Annotated in this window: 16 protein-coding genes, 1 tRNA gene and 1 rRNA gene; 15 read left to right on the forward strand and 3 right to left on the reverse strand. The window is 39.5% G+C overall.

Features of this window, described 5'->3' with window-relative positions:
- From rmuC to ABZ559_RS02860, 9 genes are all read left to right on the forward strand, one after another.
- Positions 1–1,272, forward strand: a complete 1,272-nt coding sequence (rmuC, locus tag ABZ559_RS02820) for a DNA recombination protein RmuC (RefSeq protein WP_367007178.1) — start codon at positions 1–3, stop codon at positions 1,270–1,272.
- Positions 1,262–2,206, forward strand: a complete 945-nt coding sequence (locus tag ABZ559_RS02825) for a 3'-5' exoribonuclease YhaM family protein (protein ID WP_317335270.1) — start codon at positions 1,262–1,264, stop codon at positions 2,204–2,206. The genes rmuC and ABZ559_RS02825 overlap by 11 nt, the downstream gene beginning before the upstream one ends.
- 93 nt (positions 2,207–2,299) lie before the next feature.
- On the forward strand, positions 2,300–3,112 hold the full coding sequence (gene purR / locus ABZ559_RS02830) for a pur operon repressor (RefSeq protein WP_018376136.1): 813 nt from the start codon (positions 2,300–2,302) through the stop codon (positions 3,110–3,112).
- A 256-nt stretch (positions 3,113–3,368) separates the two neighbouring features.
- The gene (rpsL, locus tag ABZ559_RS02835; RefSeq protein ID WP_367007179.1) at positions 3,369–3,782 is read left to right on the forward strand and encodes a 30S ribosomal protein S12; all 414 of its coding nucleotides are present in this window, start codon (positions 3,369–3,371) and stop codon (positions 3,780–3,782) included.
- Positions 3,783–3,799: 17 nt separating this feature from the next.
- Positions 3,800–4,270 (forward strand): 30S ribosomal protein S7, encoded by a 471-nt coding sequence (gene rpsG / locus ABZ559_RS02840; protein ID WP_018376714.1) that lies wholly within the window; start codon positions 3,800–3,802, stop codon positions 4,268–4,270.
- 553 nt (positions 4,271–4,823) lie between these two features.
- Complete coding sequence (gene fusA, locus ABZ559_RS02845) at positions 4,824–6,902, forward strand: elongation factor G (protein WP_273414191.1); 2,079 nt, start codon at positions 4,824–4,826, stop codon at positions 6,900–6,902.
- A gap of 198 nt (positions 6,903–7,100) precedes the next feature.
- Positions 7,101–8,114 carry a type I glyceraldehyde-3-phosphate dehydrogenase gene (gap, locus tag ABZ559_RS02850; protein ID WP_018376716.1) on the forward strand — a complete coding sequence of 338 codons (1,014 nt, stop codon included), beginning with the start codon at positions 7,101–7,103 and terminating at the stop codon, positions 8,112–8,114.
- 125 nt (positions 8,115–8,239) lie between these two features.
- Positions 8,240–9,436, forward strand: a complete 1,197-nt coding sequence (locus ABZ559_RS02855) for a phosphoglycerate kinase (RefSeq protein ID WP_367007180.1) — start codon at positions 8,240–8,242, stop codon at positions 9,434–9,436.
- Between the two features lie 218 nt (positions 9,437–9,654).
- On the forward strand, positions 9,655–10,206 hold the full coding sequence (locus ABZ559_RS02860; RefSeq protein ID WP_367007181.1) for a 2'-5' RNA ligase family protein: 552 nt from the start codon (positions 9,655–9,657) through the stop codon (positions 10,204–10,206).
- A gap of 283 nt (positions 10,207–10,489) precedes the next feature.
- On the opposite strand, the gene raiA is transcribed toward ABZ559_RS02860, so the two are convergent.
- The 3 genes from raiA to ABZ559_RS02875 all read right to left on the reverse strand — a co-directional run bounded on the left by raiA (position 10,490) and on the right by ABZ559_RS02875 (position 13,074).
- Complete coding sequence (raiA, locus tag ABZ559_RS02865) at positions 10,490–11,038, reverse strand: ribosome-associated translation inhibitor RaiA (RefSeq protein WP_273414199.1); 549 nt, start codon at positions 11,036–11,038, stop codon at positions 10,490–10,492.
- Between the two features lie 75 nt (positions 11,039–11,113).
- On the reverse strand, positions 11,114–11,776 hold the full coding sequence (locus ABZ559_RS02870) for a ComF family protein (protein ID WP_277291370.1): 663 nt from the start codon (positions 11,774–11,776) through the stop codon (positions 11,114–11,116).
- Positions 11,773–13,074 (reverse strand): DEAD/DEAH box helicase, encoded by a 1,302-nt coding sequence (locus tag ABZ559_RS02875; RefSeq protein WP_367007613.1) that lies wholly within the window; start codon positions 13,072–13,074, stop codon positions 11,773–11,775. The genes ABZ559_RS02870 and ABZ559_RS02875 overlap by 4 nt, the downstream gene beginning before the upstream one ends.
- A 56-nt stretch (positions 13,075–13,130) precedes the next feature.
- On the opposite strand from ABZ559_RS02875, the gene ABZ559_RS02880 reads away from it, so the two are divergent.
- The 6 genes from ABZ559_RS02880 to ABZ559_RS02905 all read left to right on the forward strand — a co-directional run bounded on the left by ABZ559_RS02880 (position 13,131) and on the right by ABZ559_RS02905 (position 17,922).
- The gene (locus tag ABZ559_RS02880; RefSeq protein WP_367007182.1) at positions 13,131–13,757 is read left to right on the forward strand and encodes a YigZ family protein; all 627 of its coding nucleotides are present in this window, start codon (positions 13,131–13,133) and stop codon (positions 13,755–13,757) included.
- Positions 13,758–13,855: 98 nt separating this feature from the next.
- Positions 13,856–14,785 carry a cysteine synthase A gene (gene cysK, locus ABZ559_RS02885; RefSeq protein WP_018376842.1) on the forward strand — a complete coding sequence of 310 codons (930 nt, stop codon included), beginning with the start codon at positions 13,856–13,858 and terminating at the stop codon, positions 14,783–14,785.
- Positions 14,786–15,116: 331 nt separating this feature from the next.
- Positions 15,117–15,446, forward strand: a complete 330-nt coding sequence (locus ABZ559_RS02890; protein ID WP_367007183.1) for an IS630 transposase-related protein — start codon at positions 15,117–15,119, stop codon at positions 15,444–15,446.
- 64 nt (positions 15,447–15,510) lie between these two features.
- Positions 15,511–15,966 (forward strand): transposase, encoded by a 456-nt coding sequence (locus tag ABZ559_RS02895; RefSeq protein ID WP_367007614.1) that lies wholly within the window; start codon positions 15,511–15,513, stop codon positions 15,964–15,966.
- Between the two features lie 276 nt (positions 15,967–16,242).
- A 16S ribosomal RNA gene (locus ABZ559_RS02900) occupies positions 16,243–17,790 on the forward strand.
- 59 nt (positions 17,791–17,849) lie between these two features.
- Positions 17,850–17,922, forward strand: a tRNA-Ala gene (locus ABZ559_RS02905).
- Positions 17,923–17,995: the final 73 nt, after the last annotated feature.

The raw sequence follows: 17,995 nt of genomic DNA on the forward strand, positions 1-17,995 counted from the left end.
ATGGAGATTGTACTATTGATTTTGGCTTTGCTCGGCCTCGTTGTCTTGATAATCTTGTTTTTGAAAATAGCAGAGCTTCAGAGGAATATAAATCACAACTTAGAAGATTTTGCTGATAATTTATCTGACCAAATATCTTATCAGTTGGAGATGGCGAGTAAAAACCAACTCTTAGATTTGTCCAATCAATTAAACCATCTGCAAACTGATCTTTATCAGCAATTAAATGAAGTTCGCCAAGTCCTGCACCAGAACTTGACTGAAAATCGTGACCGTTCAGATCAGCGTTTGGAAATCATTAATCAAAATCTCAATCAGTCTGTAAGGGACATGCAAATATCAAATGAAAAACGTCTGGAAGAAATGCGGCAAACAGTCGAAGAAAAGCTTGAACAGACCTTGCAAAATCGCCTAAAAGCTTCGTTTGAAACGGTTTCTAAACAGCTAGAGTCAGTCAATCAAGGATTGGGTCAAATGAAGTCTGTTGCCCAAGATGTTGGAACCTTGAACAAGGTACTTTCAAACACTAAAACTCGCGGAATTTTGGGAGAATTGCAGCTTGGTCAAATTATTGAAGATATCATGACGAGCAATCAGTATGAACGTGAATTTGCTACGGTTTCTGGCTCCTCAGAGCGTGTTGAATACGCTATCAAGCTTCCAGGGAATACAGATGGCGACTATGTTTATCTACCGATTGACTCAAAATTTCCTTTGGAAGATTATTACCGTCTGGAAGAGGCCTATGAACTGGGCGATAAGGAGCAAATTGAACTATATCGCAAGTCACTTTTGAATAGTATTAAACGCTTTGCCAAAGATATCCAAAATAAATACCTCAATCCGCCAGAAACAACCAATTTTGGCATTATGTTTTTACCAACGGAAGGGCTTTATTCTGAGGTGGTTCGCAATGCAGCCTTCTTTGATAACCTGCGCCGGCAAGAAAATATCGTAGTAGCTGGTCCGTCAACCTTGTCAGCTCTGCTCAATTCCCTATCAGTTGGATTTAAGACCCTTAATATTCAAAAAAATGCCAACGATATCAGTAAAATTTTGGGAAATGTTAAGATTGAATTTGGCAAATTTGGGAATATGCTAGCTAAAGCGCAAAAACAACTAAACACTGCTAATAATACTTTAGAAAGCCTTGTTTCAACACGAACCAATGCTATTATGCGTGCTTTAAGCACGGTTGAAGATTATCAAGATCAAGCCACAAGTAGCTTACTTAACTTGCAACCAATAGAAGAGGAACAAGATGAAAATTAACCAAATGAAAAAAGATGATATATTTGATGGCTTTTATCTGATCAAATCATCTGAAGTGCGAAAGACCCGTGCAGGAAAAGATTACATTGCTTTTACTTTTCAAGATGACAGTGGTGAAATCACTGGAAATTTATGGGATGCACAGCCCTATAACATTGAAAATTTTGTGGCTGGAAAGGTTGTTTACATGAAAGGACGCCGTGAAGTCTATAATGGCAGTCCACAGGTTAATCAAATTACCCTTCGCTTACCTCACGATGGAGAGCCTAATGATCCGCGTGACTTTAAAGAAAATCCTCCTGTTGATTTGGCAAATGTCAGAGATTACCTTGAACAAATGATGTTCAAAATTGAGAACGCAACTTGGCAACGCATTGTACGGGCACTTTATCGCAAATACGATAAAGAATTTTTCATCTATCCTGCAGCAAAAACGAATCACCATGCTTTTGAATCAGGGCTGGCCTATCATACAGCGACCATGGTACGTTTGGCTGACGCTATTGGAGATATTTATCCAAACCTCAACAAAAGCCTGATGTTTGCAGGGATTATGTTGCATGATTTAGCGAAAGTCATTGAATTGACGGGACCTGAAAATACCGAATACACTATTCGAGGGAACCTCATCGGACATATTGCGCTCATTGATGAAGAAATCACCAAAGTTATCATGGAATTAAACATTGATGATAACAAAGAAGATGTTACTGTGTTAAGACACGTTATCCTAAGTCATCACGGACAGTTGGAATATGGCAGTCCTGTCCGTCCGCGCATTATGGAAGCAGAAATGATACATATGATTGACAATATTGATGCAGAGATGATGATGTTAACAACTGCTCTTAACCGAGTTGATGAGGGAGAAATGACCGGTCGCATTTTTGCTATGGATAATCGCTCCTTTTATAAACCTCACTTTAATCAATAAATCACGAAAAAAAGTGGCGAGCATGACGTTAATGTTCGTCTTTTTTTGAAAATATGTTATAATGGAGGGAAATAAGATAAGAATGGTGAAAAAATGAAATTACGACGTAGTGAACGCATGGTTGTTATCTCAAATTATCTCATTAACAACCCTTATAAATTAACGAGCTTAAATACATTTGCGGAAAAGTATCAAGCTGCCAAATCATCAATTTCTGAGGATGTTTCTATTATAAAAAAGGCTTTTGAAGAAGCAGGTATCGGACAAATTGAGACCGTTACTGGAGCAAGTGGTGGTGTCATTTTCACTCCTACAATCGCTAGAGAAGAAGCAGTAGCTATTGTTGAAGAACTATGCGAACGCCTGTCAGAAAGTGACCGTATTCTGCCAGGAGGTTACATCTATTTGTCTGACTTGTTAAGTACGCCGAAAACGTTACAAAATGTTGGACGTATTATTGCCGACGCCTTTCGAAATCAACGAATTGATGCTGTTATGACTGTTGCAACAAAGGGTGTTCCCTTGGCAAATGCTGTTGCCAATATTCTTAATGTACCATTTGTTATTGTTAGACGTGATCTGAAAATCACTGAGGGCTCAACAGTATCAGTTAATTATGCTAGCGCTTCTAGTGATCGCATCGAAAAAATGTTTTTATCTAAGCGTAGTTTAAAACCCAACAGCAGAGTTCTAATTGTTGATGACTTTTTAAAAGGTGGTGGAACAATTACAGGGATGGTTAGCCTTCTCACTGAATTTGATTCAACCCTCGTTGGGGTAGCTGTTTTTGCTGAAAATGCCCAAGAAAAACGGGAAAACATGACATATAAGTCATTGTTGAAAGTTTCTGAAATTGATGTCAAAAATAACAAAGTAACTGTTGAAGTTGGAAATATTTTCGATTAAAAATGTTCCCCGCGTTGTAAAATGAAGTGCAACTAAAAAGGTGGAATTTAGGTGGAATTTAGGAACTAAAAAGGTAAATAAAAATAATTGACACCAAGTACTGCTCTATGTTATTATATTAGACGGTACTTTTTACTTTTGGTCTCTCAAAAGTGTACAGAGACGTGCTGACAATTGTTGCAAAAGTACACCTAGATATGTGCGGTCACCACGTATCATATCAACCAAAAATAAAATTTTACAGGAGAAACAGTAGATGCCTACAATTAACCAGTTGGTACGTAAACCACGTAAGTCTAAAGTAGAAAAACCTAAATCACCAGCTTTGAACGTTGGTTACAACAGCCGTAAAAAAGTTCAAACAAATGTTTCATCACCACAAAAACGCGGTGTTGCAACTCGTGTCGGAACAATGACACCTAGAAAACCTAACTCAGCCCTTCGTAAATTCGCTCGTGTACGTTTGAGCAACCTTATCGAAGTTACTGCTTACATCCCAGGTATCGGTCACAACTTGCAAGAGCACAGCGTTGTTCTTCTTCGTGGTGGACGTGTAAAGGACCTTCCAGGGGTACGTTACCATATCGTTCGTGGTGCGCTTGATACTGCAGGTGTGGCTGATCGTAAGCAAAGCCGTTCTAAATACGGTGCAAAACGTCCTAAAGGGTAAGAAGGGAGATAAGAAAAATGAGTCGTAAAAACCGTGCTCCAAAACGCGAAGTTTTGGCAGATCCATTATATAATTCCCAACTTGTAACACGTCTTATCAACCGTGTTATGCTTGATGGGAAACGTGGTACAGCAGCAACTATCGTCTACGATGCTTTTGAAACAATCAAAGAAGCGACTGGCAACGATGCACTTGAAGTTTTTGAAACAGCTATGGAAAATATCATGCCTGTTCTTGAAGTTCGTGCACGCCGTGTCGGAGGATCTAACTACCAAGTTCCAGTTGAAGTTCGTCCAGAACGTCGTACGACACTTGGTCTTCGTTGGTTGGTAAATGCTTCACGCGCTCGTGGAGAACACACTATGAAAGAACGTCTTGCCAAGGAAATCATGGATGCTGCAAATAACACAGGGGCATCTGTTAAAAAACGTGAAGACACACATAAAATGGCTGAAGCTAACCGTGCCTTCGCTCACTTCCGCTGGTAAGATAGGAAATTTTATCGTTAAACAAATGCTAGCCAAAATAGGAAAAGCAACGAAGAAACTTCAGTTTCTAGGAGATTTTATCTTTTTGATAGACATTTGTAGCTAAAATTCAACTAAAATTAAGATACTAAGGGCGAGCGTACAGGTGAAAAATAGGAAGATGACGTTGGTTGTTTACCACCAAGGAATCTTATCTTTTTTCACTGGCAGGACACTGGCCGGGTTAAATTAGGATGTGAGGACACTAAGAAAGTCCAAGGAAAAATAGGAAATCTGACGCAGAGCTTAAAAGCTCTAAGAAGATTTGTCTTTTTTGCCGAACTTTTGGTCTGAACTCAATCATAAGTTACAGAGACGAAGAGAGTAAGGACAAAATAGGAAAACTGGCGATGAGCTAAAGCTTCTTGTAAGTTTTATCTTTTTGGACTGATTGCTCTCAAGTCGAGTTCAATTAAACTAATAAACATTGGAAACGGGTAGGTCCTGCCTATCCGTTTTTTCTAAATAATGTTATAATAAATCGTAAACAAAAAAATATAGGAGAAAAAACTAAATGGCTCGCGAATTTTCACTTGAAAAAACTCGTAATATCGGTATCATGGCTCACGTTGATGCTGGTAAAACAACTACAACAGAGCGTATTCTTTACTACACTGGTAAAATTCATAAAATCGGTGAAACGCACGAAGGTGCTTCACAAATGGACTGGATGGAACAAGAACAAGAACGCGGAATCACAATCACTTCTGCTGCAACAACAGCACAATGGAAAGATACGCGTGTTAACATCATTGACACCCCAGGACACGTGGACTTCACAATTGAAGTTCAACGTTCTCTTCGTGTTCTTGATGGAGCCGTGACTGTTCTTGATTCACAATCAGGTGTAGAACCTCAAACTGAAACAGTTTGGCGCCAAGCAACTGAATACGGTGTTCCTCGTATTGTGTTTGCCAACAAAATGGATAAAATCGGTGCAGATTTCCTTTATTCAGTACAAACACTTCATGACCGTTTGCAAGCTAATGCTCATCCAATTCAATTACCAATCGGTGCAGAAGATGATTTTCGTGGAATCATTGACTTGATCAAGATGAAAGCTGAAATCTATACCAACGATCTTGGTACTGATATTCTTGAAGAAGATATTCCAGCAGAATACTTAGATCAAGCCGAAGAATATCGTGAAAAATTAGTTGAAGCAGTTGCTGAAACTGATGAAGACTTGATGATGAAATATCTTGAAGGTGAAGAAATCACAAACGAAGAGTTGAAAGCTGCTATCCGTAAAGCTACAATCAACGTTGAATTTTACCCAGTACTTTGTGGTTCAGCCTTCAAAAATAAAGGTGTTCAGTTGATGCTTGATGCTGTACTTGATTACCTTCCAAGTCCGCTTGATATTCCAGCTATCAAAGGGGTAAACCCAGATACTGATGAAGAAGAAACTCGTCCGGCATCAGATGATGAGCCATTTGCAGCTCTTGCCTTCAAGATTATGACTGATCCATTTGTAGGTCGTTTGACATTCTTCCGTGTTTATTCAGGTGTTCTTAATTCAGGTTCTTATGTTTTGAATACTTCTAAAGGCAAACGTGAACGTATCGGACGTATTCTTCAAATGCATGCCAACACTCGTAAGGAAATCGAAACAGTTTATGCTGGTGATATTGCTGCTGCTGTTGGTTTGAAAGATACAACAACCGGTGACTCATTGACTGATGAAAAAGCTAAAGTTATTCTTGAGTCAATTGAAGTGCCAGAACCAGTTATCCAATTGATGGTTGAACCTAAATCTAAAGCCGATCAAGATAAGATGGGTGTTGCTCTTCAAAAACTTGCCGAAGAAGATCCAACTTTCCGTGTTGAAACTAATGTTGAAACTGGTGAAACAGTTATCTCTGGTATGGGTGAACTTCACCTTGATGTCCTTGTTGACCGTATGAAACGTGAATTTAAGGTTGAAGCAAATGTAGGTGCACCTCAAGTATCTTACCGTGAAACTTTCCGCGCTTCTACACAAGCACGTGGATTCTTTAAACGTCAATCTGGTGGTAAAGGTCAATTTGGTGATGTTTGGATTGAATTTACACCAAATGAAGAAGGTAAAGGATTTGAATTTGAAAACGCAATCGTTGGTGGTGTGGTTCCACGTGAATTTATCCCAGCTGTTGAAAAAGGTTTGATTGAATCTATGGCAAATGGTGTTCTTGCAGGCTACCCAATCGTCGATGTGAAAGCTAAACTTTATGATGGTTCATACCATGATGTTGACTCATCTGAAACTGCCTTCAAGATTGCTGCTTCGCTTGCTCTTAAAGAGGCTGCAAAAACTGCACAACCTGCTATCCTTGAACCAATGATGCTTGTTACTATTACTGCACCAGAGGAAAATCTTGGTGATGTAATGGGGCACGTAACAGCTCGTCGTGGACGTGTTGATGGTATGGAAGCACACGGAGCAAGTCAAATTGTTCGTGCTTATGTTCCACTTGCTGAGATGTTTGGTTATGCAACAGTTCTTCGTTCTGCTACTCAAGGACGTGGTACATTCATGATGGTATTTGACCACTATGAAGATGTTCCTAAATCAGTTCAAGAAGAAATCATTAAGAAAAATTCGGGTGAATAATTACCGAGGAGAGGCGTTCTTTTGCAACGCCTTTTTCTTTATGAAAACGCTAATAATATTTGCATTTTTTCTGAAATAGTTATATAATAAAACTGTTAAAAGATGTTGCATTCATTTGCAAGTTATTCTTTTCACAATTGTTGAGAGGATACTCTCGAAATTAAAATATTTGAGATTTTCATAAGGAGGAAATCACTAATGGTAGTTAAAGTTGGTATTAACGGTTTTGGTCGTATCGGACGTCTTGCATTCCGTCGTATCCAAAACGTTGAAGGTGTTGAAGTTACTCGTATCAACGACCTTACAGATCCAAACATGCTTGCTCACTTGTTGAAATACGACACAACACAAGGTCGTTTTGACGGAACAGTTGAAGTTAAAGAAGGTGGATTCGAAGTTAACGGTAAATTCGTTAAAGTTTCTGCTGAACGTGATCCAGAACAAATTGACTGGGCAACTGATGGAGTAGAAATCGTTCTTGAAGCAACTGGTTTCTTCGCTAAAAAAGAAGCAGCAGAAAAACACTTGCATGCTAATGGTGGTGCTAAGAAAGTTGTTATTACTGCTCCTGGTGGAAATGATGTTAAAACTGTTGTATTCAATACTAACCATGATATTCTTGATGGTACTGAAACAGTTATTTCAGGTGCTTCATGTACTACAAACTGTCTTGCTCCAATGGCTAAAGCTCTTAACGATGCATTTGGTATTAAACAAGGTTTGATGACTACTATCCACGCTTACACTGGTGACCAAATGATTCTTGATGGTCCACACCGTGGTGGTGACCTTCGCCGTGCTCGTGCTGGTGCTAACAATATCGTTCCAAACTCAACAGGTGCTGCAAAAGCTATCGGTCTTGTTATTCCAGAATTGAACGGTAAACTTGATGGTGCTGCACAACGTGTTCCAGTTCCAACTGGTTCTGTAACTGAATTGGTTGCCACTCTTGAAAAAGAAGTAACTGTTGAAGAAGTTAATGCAGCAATGAAAGCAGCAGCTACTGAATCATTTGGTTACACTGAAGACCCAATCGTATCTTCTGATATTGTAGGTATTTCATTTGGTTCATTGTTTGATGCTACTCAAACTAAAGTACAAACAGTTGATGGAAATCAATTGGTTAAAGTTGTTTCATGGTATGACAATGAAATGTCTTACACTTCACAGCTCGTTCGTACTCTTGAATACTTCGCAAAAATTGCTAAATAATTTTATTTAGTACAAAGAGGAGGTCTTAGCCTCCTTTTTGTTTTCAAACAAATAATGAGAAGCTATCACTTTTATACTTTTTATGATATAATTAGTGTGTATAAAATTTATAAGGAGTCTAACTAATGGCAAAATTGACTGTTAAAGACGTTGATTTGAAAGGTAAAAAAGTTCTCGTTCGTGTTGACTTTAATGTACCTTTGAAAGATGGCGTTATCACCAACGACAACCGTATCACTGCAGCTCTTCCTACAATCAAGTACATCCTTGAGCAAGGTGGACGTGCAATTCTCTTCTCTCACCTTGGACGTGTGAAAGAAGAAGCTGATAAGGAAGGTAAATCTTTGGCACCTGTTGCTGCTGATTTATCTGCTAAACTTGGACAAGAAGTTGCTTTCCCAGGCGTTACACGTGGTGAAAAGTTAGAAGCAGCTATCGATGCTTTGGAAGATGGACAAGTTCTCCTTGTTGAAAACACTCGTTTCGAAGATGTTGATGGTAAGAAAGAATCTAAAAACGATCCAGAACTTGGTAAGTACTGGGCTTCGCTTGGTGATGGCATCTTCGTTAACGATGCATTTGGGACTGCACACCGTGCGCACGCATCAAACGTTGGTATCTCAGCAAATGTAGAAAAAGCAGTAGCTGGTTTCCTTTTGGAAAACGAAATTGCTTACATCCAAGAAGCTGTTGAAACTCCAGAACGTCCATTCGTAGCAATCCTTGGTGGTTCAAAAGTATCTGATAAGATCGGTGTTATCGAAAACCTTCTTGAAAAAGCTGATAAAGTTCTTATCGGTGGTGGTATGACTTACACATTCTACAAAGCTCAAGGTATCGAAATCGGTAACTCACTTGTAGAAGAAGACAAATTGGATGTCGCAAAAGAATTGCTTGAAAAATCAAATGGTAAATTGATCTTGCCAGTTGACTCAAAAGAAGCAAACGCATTTGCTGGTTACACTGAAGTTCGCGACACTGAAGGCGAAGCAGTTTCAGAAGGCTTCCTTGGTCTTGATATCGGTCCTAAGTCAATTGCTAAGTTTGACGAAGCATTGACTGGTGCGAAAACAGTAGTTTGGAATGGTCCTATGGGTGTATTTGAAAACCCTGACTTCCAAGCTGGTACAATTGGTGTAATGGATGCTATCGTGAAACAACCAGGCGTGAAATCAATCATCGGTGGTGGTGACTCAGCAGCAGCAGCTATCAACCTTGGCCGTGCAGATAAGTTCTCATGGATCTCAACAGGTGGTGGTGCTTCAATGGAACTCCTTGAAGGTAAAGTATTGCCTGGTCTTGCAGCATTGACTGAAAAATAAGATTTTTATTCATTTGTGTTTCTACAAAATTCTTATTTTGGTGAACGATGTAGGAAATAAAATGATGGCAAAAGGAGGGACAGTTTTGGTCTCTCCTTTTTGGATTTTATGACTGTTTTATGCGATGGTAAGGGAGTTACAAGTTATGCCTTTCTAACAAAGGCCATTTCTATTCAGAACATCCTAAAAACCTAAAAAATTTAATTGAGGAAAAAGCAATGTACGCTTTAATTGCAATATTAGATGAAAACACAGAGAAAATCATCAAAAATATTTGGCAAGAGATGAGTGAACAAAATTTATCTCATTATGCTTATGAAGTTTATAACAGAGAACCTCACATTACACTTGCTTCTTTTGAAACAACAAATCTTAAGGCTGTTATTGAAAAATTACGGATTATTTTATCGAAATACTCTTATCAACCAGTGACCTTTAATCATTTATCAACTTTTCTGGGGTCCCGTATGCTTACTCTAAATCCAGTCAAAACTGTGGAATTGAGTCGATTTCATCAAACCATACATCAAGCATTATCTCTTGATGTGGAATTTTCACCGCTTTATATACCCCAAAACTGGGTCCCGCATCTTACTTTAGCGAATCGAATATCTGAGGATAAAATTGCCTTAACCTACAAGTATTGTTTAGAACGATGTATGATTCTCAGTAGTCACATAATTTCAGTTAAAATTATTAAAATTAATCAAACAGGTCAAGTGACTACCCTTTATGATTATCAATTAAAAGAACGTTCTTTTTGTCTATAATAGCAAGTTGCTGAAAAGGTATCTCTAGAGATAAAAATCTTTATATTTAAACTAATTATTAAGCTTTCAAGATTTTATACTGACAAAACTTTGTTCACTTAATTCATGATTGTGAATACGGATTATTTGGCAAGTATATTGAACAATAGTCCAGTGTAAGAATAATAAAAATGAAGAGGTTGGCTAATAAGGCTTATCTAGCTCTATATGCAAAAAGGCTCCATAATTCTGCAACAATTTTAACGCTACAGAATTATGAAGCCTCTATTTAAAATATTACAATCTATTTCGCTTCAATAAGTCCTAAATCACCATCTTCACGACGATAAATGACATTTGTTGTTCCGTCTTCAGCATCTGTATAGATGAAGAAATCATGACCTAGAAGATCCATTTGCAAAAGCGCTTCTTCCACATCCATCGGTTTCAAGCTAACATTTTTGGTTCGAACGATCTTGCGCGCTGGGGTTTCTTCTATTACTTCTGCTTCAAACTCGCTAGTGAAGACTTGTCCTGCGGAGGTTTTTTCACGATTCTTCTTTGCAATTTTTGTTTTATTCTTCCGAATTTGACGTTCAATTTTATCAACAACTAAATCAATTGAGCCATACATGTCCTGTGAGATATCCTCAGCCCTCAAAGTAACTGCTCCAAGAGGAATTGTTACTTCAACTTTTGCGGTTTTTTCCTTATAGACTTTAAGATTAACACGCGCATCCAACTCTTGTTCAACATGGAAGTACTTCTGAATTTTTCCAAGTTTTGATTCGACATAGCTACGGATTGCATCTGTTACTTCAATGTTTTCGCCACGGATACTATATTTAATCATAAAATACCTCTTTCTTGCGCTTAAGCGCTTTCTTTACACTTATATTATATCGCTTTCATGAAAATTTGCAAGTTTTTACCGTGCAATTGAAAAAGTTTTAACATCATCCTTTCCATGTTTACTAAAAAGTGAAACGATATGCTGAAGGGTAGCACCCGTTGTGTAGATATCATCAACTATGAGAACTTTTTCTGGTAAATTGTGATCCGTGTTAATATAAAACAGATTCTTAGCGGTAAGTCGTTCTTGGCGGCTTTTGCTAGATTGCTTGTCAGCATCCTTTCTTTCTAATAAGTTGATGTAAGAAATACCTGCTGCGTCAAGCAATGCACTCACCTGATTAAATTGTCTTTCCCGATATCTTTCCTTTGAAACTGGCACTGGAATAATTGTGTATCCCTTATAAGAGTTTAAAGCTTTTTTTACTTGCTTGGCGAAAACTTTGGAAAGTAGCATGTCACCTTGAAACTTATATTTTGAAAAATAATCTTTCATAGCCTCATTATAGCCGTAAAGTGCACAATGGTTGACCCTATGGCCTTTTTCTTGCCAAGTCTGACAATCTAGACACATTTTATCAATGTTTGGGCGAAAACACGTTGGACAATGTTTGCTACCAATTCTTTCAAACCTCTTTTGACAATCGGTGCATATTGCTTTGCTACTTTTCCTCAAAAAGAAAAGATTACTAAATTTCTCTTTTGAATTAAAGTGCTGACTGCATAATAGGCAAATCACGAAAATCCTCCTTTGATGTTCATTTCTTTTATTTCTCGGATGGCTCTCGCCATCGCCTTAGTTTTGCCATCATGAAGAAAAAGCAGTTCTCCTGTTGGTCGCTCTTTTGCTCTTCCGACTCGACCAGAAATTTGTATAAGAGCACTCTTGCTGTAAAGTCGATGATTTGCTGATACGACAAAGACGTCAACACATGGAAAAGTGACTCCTCGCTCTAAAATTGTTGTTGACACAAGGATAGTAAGCTGATTATTGCGAAATGCATCTACAATCTGTAATCGATTAGTAGTTTGACTTGATACAAAATCTATCTTTTCTTCTGGAAAATAGCTGTGCAGAATTTTGGTAAAAATTTTCCCTTGTTCAATATCGGGAAAAAAGAGTAAAAGAGGAAAATTTGTCAGCCTTTGTTTTTTTATTAAGTTGACTAATTTTACAGGAAGTTTTCCTTTTTTCATCTCTTTTGGAACCCTTCCTAGCCAGACCATTTTCGGAATTACCAAGGGATTTGCATGAAAACGGCGTGCAAGATGTAATTTTTTCAATTCACCCCTCTTGACTTTCTTATCAAGTTCATCTGTTGAAGTGGCTGTCAGAAAAATCTTTACTCCATCTTCTTTCACACAGTTTTCGACGGCGTAATAGAGCGTATTGTTATCCACAAAGGGAAACGCATCGACTTCATCAACAATTAGTAGGTCAAATGCGTGCCGAAACTTGAGGAGTTGATGTGTTGTTGCGATAATCAGAGGTGCTCTCTGATAAGGGTCTGATCCGCCGTGCATTAGGGTGATAGGACAGGAAAAGTCATGTGTCAAACGCTTATAAAGTTCTATGCAGACGTCAATTCTGGGACTTGCGAGACAAACACAGCCACCATCATCAATAACTTTGGCTGTTACTTGATAAATCATCTCAGTTTTTCCTGCACCTGTTACAGCATGAACTAGGAGGTTTTCCTTAAGGGAAAGCCCTGAAAGCAACCCATCAGAGACCTCTTGTTGATAGGGAGTTAATTCCCCTTTCCATATAAGACTATTGGTAGGAGGAAAAACTTTTTGTGGAAAATGATAAAGTTGAGATCGACTAGTATTTCTACCAAAAATCAAACATTCCCTACAGTAGTATTGACCAGTTTGTAGGATTGCTTCCTTGGAAATATTACTTCCGCAACGGTTACAGTAATATTCTCCTAGAGTTTCCGTCATTGCTGGAAAATAATTTGCATGTGTTCTAAATTTCTCTGGAACCTGCTCCTCAATAAATAAGCGGCCATAATAATTGTCTAATTCACTCATCATCTTTTAATTCGAATTATTTTGCCAAAATATCAAAAATCTTGTAAAATTTTCTTATGACTTATAAAACTATCAAAACAGACGGTGTCGCCGAAGAAGAAATAAAAAAATCACGTTTTCTCTGTTATCTTAAACGAGTTGAATCGGAAGAAGAAGGACGGGACTTTATTGCTCAAATTAAAAAGGAGCATTATAAAGCCAACCATTCCTGCTCTGCTATGATTATTGGTGAAAATTCCGAAATCAAACGCTCTAGTGATGATGGTGAACCTAGCGGAACTGCAGGGATTCCAATGTTAAATGTCTTGGAAAAGTTGAACTTAACCAATGTTGTTGCGGTGGTGACTCGATATTTTGGAGGAATTAAGCTAGGTACGGGTGGTCTTATACGTGCCTATTCCGGTAGTGTTGCCAATGCTTGTAAAGAAGTCGGAATTGTTGAAGTTAAAGAGTTGCAAGGAATACGAATTACGCTAACCTATCAACAGTATCAGTCCTTTTCAAATTTTTTGTCGGAAAATAACCTTAAAGAATTTGAGACTGAGTTTCTAGAAAATATCTTAACGAACATTTACATTGATCCTGAAAAAATCGAGATAATTTTAAATCGGTTAGTTGATTTCTTCAATGGAAAAGTGGGTTACGAAAAAATTGATATGAAACTCGTTGAAGTTACCTTGTGATAGCTTTTCTTTATCGCAATGATAAAAAATTAGTATTTTACAGATGACTGGATTCCCGTTATACTTGTAGCCATAAAAGTAATTTGAGGTATAACATTATGGCGACTATTTACAATTCTATTACTGAACTCATTGGAAAAACTCCAATTGTGAAGCTTAACAACATCGTCCCTGAGGGAGCAGCGGACATCTATGTTAAACTCGAAGCCTTCAATCCAGGTTCGTCTGTTAAAGACCGCATCGCCCTTGCAATGATTGAAGATGCTGAAAAAGCAGGAATCATTAAGCCAGGTGACACTATTGTAGAACCTACTTCTGGGAATACAGGGATTGGTTTGGCTTGGGTCGGGGCTGCAAAAGGTTACAAAGTGGTTATCGTCATGCCTGATACGATGAGTATTGAACGTCGTAAAATCATTCAAGCTTATGGGGCAGAATTAGTTCTCAACCCAGGTAGTGAGGGAATGAAAGGTGCTATTGCTAAAGCACAAGAAATTGCTAAAGAGCGTAATGGTTGGGTTCCTCTTCAATTTGCAAACCCATCAAATCCTAAAGTTCACGAAGAAACTACTGGTCAAGAAATCTTGGACGTTTTTGGTACTGATGGTTTAGACGCTTTTGTTGCTGGAATTGGAACTGGAGGAACTATTTCTGGGGTCTCCCACGCTTTGAAAAAAGCTAATCCAAACATCAAAGTTTATGGTATTGAAGCTGACGAATCTGCCGTTCTTAACGGGGATACTCCTGGACCACACAAAATTCAAGGGATTTCAACGGGATTCATTCCTGATACCTTAGATACAAATGCCTATGATGGTGTTGTTCGCGTGCCGTCAGATGATGCTATCTTGACAGCTCGTAATCTTGGTGGACAAGAAGGCTTCTTGGCTGGAATCTCATCTGGTGCTGCTATCTACGCTGCTGTTCAGGTAGCTAAGGAACTTGGAACAGGTAAAAAAGTTCTTACATTGCTCCCTGATAATGGTGAACGTTACCTATCAACAGTTCTGTATGATTTTGAAGATTAACTTAAACTAATAGCTTAGTGACTAAGTAACAGAAAAAGGGATTTTTTGCTCTGGCAACTGAAACTCGTCTTGGACTTGTTGCTCTTATATGATACAGAATAAGTCCGTGCTCTTTCTTACTATGAAATCAAAGAACAATCTATGATGAGATATAGAAGAAAGCTTGCTAGGCTCTATCAGATAAACATAATCAAATCCAGTTTGGAAGAGTTTGTCTTTCATTGTATGATTTCTGAGTACGTAGTCCTAAAACGATGGTCTCTTTGTTTAACTACAATGGTTGATAAATATAATTCTCTAGCTTCTATATAGTATGTGTTATGCTATACTTATGAAAAGTTACGGAATAGATTTTAGAAAACGAGTTATTAATTATGTAGAGGCTGGTCATTCCAAAAAAGAAACGTGTCAGTTATTTGGAATTAGCACTAATACACTGTATCTTTGGGAGAAACAACTCAAAGAACTTGGTCATTTGGAGCGCCAAAAAAGGAAACCAAGCCCTCGCAAATTGCCATTGGATAAGTTAGAAGCCTTTGTTAACCAACATCCGGATGCTTTTTTAAGGGAAATAGCAGAGCATTTTGACTGTAGTATTCCCTCCGTTTGGGCAGCCTTAAAAAAACTGAACATCACTTTAAAAAAAGACGACAACCTATAAAGAACAAGATAGCGACAAGGTTAGACGTTACTTAGATGTTTTAGGATGTTTTCCTAATACACCAATTGTCTATAGTGATGAGACTGACATTGACACCTATCTTTATCGTCACCAAGCCAGAGCTGTACGCGGTCAAAAAGTCTATGACAAGGTCAGTGGACGTCGCTTTGAAAGGCTCTCTGTTGTCGCAGGGCAAATTGGTTCCCAAATTGTAGCACCATTGTTGTATCAGGGAACAATGACAGCAGATCTTTTTATGACATGGTATCAAAAGGAACTATTACCGTGCTTATCAGAGCCACATCTGATTATTATGGATAATGCCACCTTTCATCCTAAAAAGCACCTTGATGAGTGTTCTATAGCTAGCGGGCATTACTTTCTTCCCTTACCACCTTATTCTCCTGAACTCAATCCCATCGAACAGTTTTGGGGTACTCTAAAAAGAAAGGTGACTGAATTGTTAAAAACAGGTCGTTCTGTTCAGTTCGCCTTGAAATACTATTTTAAAACTAAATAACTATGATATAAAAATAAGGAGGAAAAAAATAGTTGACAAAAGCACAAGAAGTTTGCTATACTGACATAGCTGTCAAACAGGAAGTCACTACGGAAGAAAAAAAGTTAAAAAAAGTAGTTGACAAGTTAGAAGAAGTTTGATAGAATAAAGAAGTTGTCTCGAGAGAGGCGAAGACCTTTGAGAACTGAACAAGAAGACGAATCAAACGTGCGGGTTACGGAAGTAACCTGTCAAGAAACAATAAGTCAGCAATGACACGAGCGCAAGCTCAAACTTTTAAATGAGAGTTTGATCCTGGCTCAGGACGAACGCTGGCGGCGTGCCTAATACATGCAAGTAGAACGCTGAAGTCTGGTGCTTGCACCGGATGGATGAGTTGCGAACGGGTGAGTAACGCGTAGGTAACCTACCTCATAGCGGGGGATAACTATTGGAAACGATAGCTAATACCGCATAATAGTCTTTAACTCATGTTAGAGGCTTGAAAGGGGCAATTGCTTCACTATGAGATGGACCTGCGTTGTATTAGCTAGTTGGTGAGGTAAAGGCTCACCAAGGCGACGATACATAGCCGACCTGAGAGGGTGATCGGCCACACTGGGACTGAGACACGGCCCAGACTCCTACGGGAGGCAGCAGTAGGGAATCTTCGGCAATGGGGGGAACCCTGACCGAGCAACGCCGCGTGAGTGAAGAAGGTTTTCGGATCGTAAAGCTCTGTTGTTAGAGAAGAACGTGTGTGAGAGTGGAAAGTTCACACAGTGACGGTAACTAACCAGAAAGGGACGGCTAACTACGTGCCAGCAGCCGCGGTAATACGTAGGTCCCGAGCGTTGTCCGGATTTATTGGGCGTAAAGCGAGCGCAGGCGGTTCTGTAAGTCTGAAGTTAAAGGCAGTGGCTTAACCATTGTACGCTTTGGAAACTGCAGGACTTGAGTGCAGAAGGGGAGAGTGGAATTCCATGTGTAGCGGTGAAATGCGTAGATATATGGAGGAACACCGGTGGCGAAAGCGGCTCTCTGGTCTGTAACTGACGCTGAGGCTCGAAAGCGTGGGGAGCAAACAGGATTAGATACCCTGGTAGTCCACGCCGTAAACGATGAGTGCTAGGTGTTAGGCCCTTTCCGGGGCTTAGTGCCGTAGCTAACGCATTAAGCACTCCGCCTGGGGAGTACGACCGCAAGGTTGAAACTCAAAGGAATTGACGGGGGCCCGCACAAGCGGTGGAGCATGTGGTTTAATTCGAAGCAACGCGAAGAACCTTACCAGGTCTTGACATCCCAGTGACCGTCCTAGAGATAGGATTTTTCTTCGGAACACTGGTGACAGGTGGTGCATGGTTGTCGTCAGCTCGTGTCGTGAGATGTTGGGTTAAGTCCCGCAACGAGCGCAACCCCTATTGTTAGTTGCCATCATTGAGTTGGGCACTCTAGCGAGACTGCCGGTAATAAACCGGAGGAAGGTGGGGATGACGTCAAATCATCATGCCCCTTATGACCTGGGCTACACACGTGCTACAATGGCTGGTACAACGAGTCGCAAGTCGGTGACGACAAGCTAATCTCTTAAAGCCAGTCTCAGTTCGGATTGTAGGCTGCAACTCGCCTACATGAAGTCGGAATCGCTAGTAATCGCGGATCAGCACGCCGCGGTGAATACGTTCCCGGGCCTTGTACACACCGCCCGTCACACCACGAGAGTTTGTAACACCCGAAGTCGGTGAGGTAACCTTTTGGAGCCAGCCGCCTAAGGTGGGATAGATGATTGGGGTGAAGTCGTAACAAGGTAGCCGTATCGGAAGGTGCGGCTGGATCACCTCCTTTCTAAGGAAAATAACGGAAGCACGTTTGGTTGGATCTTGTTTAGTTTTGAGAGGTCTTGTGGGGCCTTAGCTCAGCTGGGAGAGCGCCTGCTTTGCACGCAGGAGGTCAGCGGTTCGATCCCGCTAGGCTCCATTGAATCTACGGATTCAAGTTTGATCATTGAAAATTGAATATCTATCAAATTCCATATAGAAATATATGAAAT

Origin of the sequence: Streptococcus sp. ZY19097 (assembly GCF_040731245.1) — a bacterium.
GTDB classification, from domain to species: domain Bacteria; phylum Bacillota; class Bacilli; order Lactobacillales; family Streptococcaceae; genus Streptococcus; species Streptococcus orisratti.

Bases quoted from the DNA above. Each gene is read 5' to 3' on its own strand.
- rmuC (WP_367007178.1), top strand. From the start codon at position 1: ATGGAGATTGTACTATTGATTTTGGCTTTGCTCGGCCTCGTTGTCTTG.
- ABZ559_RS02825 (WP_317335270.1), top strand. From the start codon at position 1,262: ATGAAAATTAACCAAATGAAAAAAGATGATATATTTGATGGCTTTTAT.
- purR (WP_018376136.1), top strand. From the start codon at position 2,300: ATGAAATTACGACGTAGTGAACGCATGGTTGTTATCTCAAATTATCTC.
- rpsL (WP_367007179.1), top strand. From the start codon at position 3,369: ATGCCTACAATTAACCAGTTGGTACGTAAACCACGTAAGTCTAAAGTA.
- rpsG (WP_018376714.1), top strand. From the start codon at position 3,800: ATGAGTCGTAAAAACCGTGCTCCAAAACGCGAAGTTTTGGCAGATCCA.
- fusA (WP_273414191.1), top strand. From the start codon at position 4,824: ATGGCTCGCGAATTTTCACTTGAAAAAACTCGTAATATCGGTATCATG.
- gap (WP_018376716.1), top strand. From the start codon at position 7,101: ATGGTAGTTAAAGTTGGTATTAACGGTTTTGGTCGTATCGGACGTCTT.
- ABZ559_RS02855 (WP_367007180.1), top strand. From the start codon at position 8,240: ATGGCAAAATTGACTGTTAAAGACGTTGATTTGAAAGGTAAAAAAGTT.
- ABZ559_RS02860 (WP_367007181.1), top strand. From the start codon at position 9,655: ATGTACGCTTTAATTGCAATATTAGATGAAAACACAGAGAAAATCATC.
- raiA (WP_273414199.1), bottom strand. From the start codon at position 11,038: ATGATTAAATATAGTATCCGTGGCGAAAACATTGAAGTAACAGATGCA.
- ABZ559_RS02875 (WP_367007613.1), bottom strand. From the start codon at position 13,074: ATGAGTGAATTAGACAATTATTATGGCCGCTTATTTATTGAGGAGCAG.
- ABZ559_RS02880 (WP_367007182.1), top strand. From the start codon at position 13,131: ATGACTTATAAAACTATCAAAACAGACGGTGTCGCCGAAGAAGAAATA.
- cysK (WP_018376842.1), top strand. From the start codon at position 13,856: ATGGCGACTATTTACAATTCTATTACTGAACTCATTGGAAAAACTCCA.
- ABZ559_RS02890 (WP_367007183.1), top strand. From the start codon at position 15,117: ATGAAAAGTTACGGAATAGATTTTAGAAAACGAGTTATTAATTATGTA.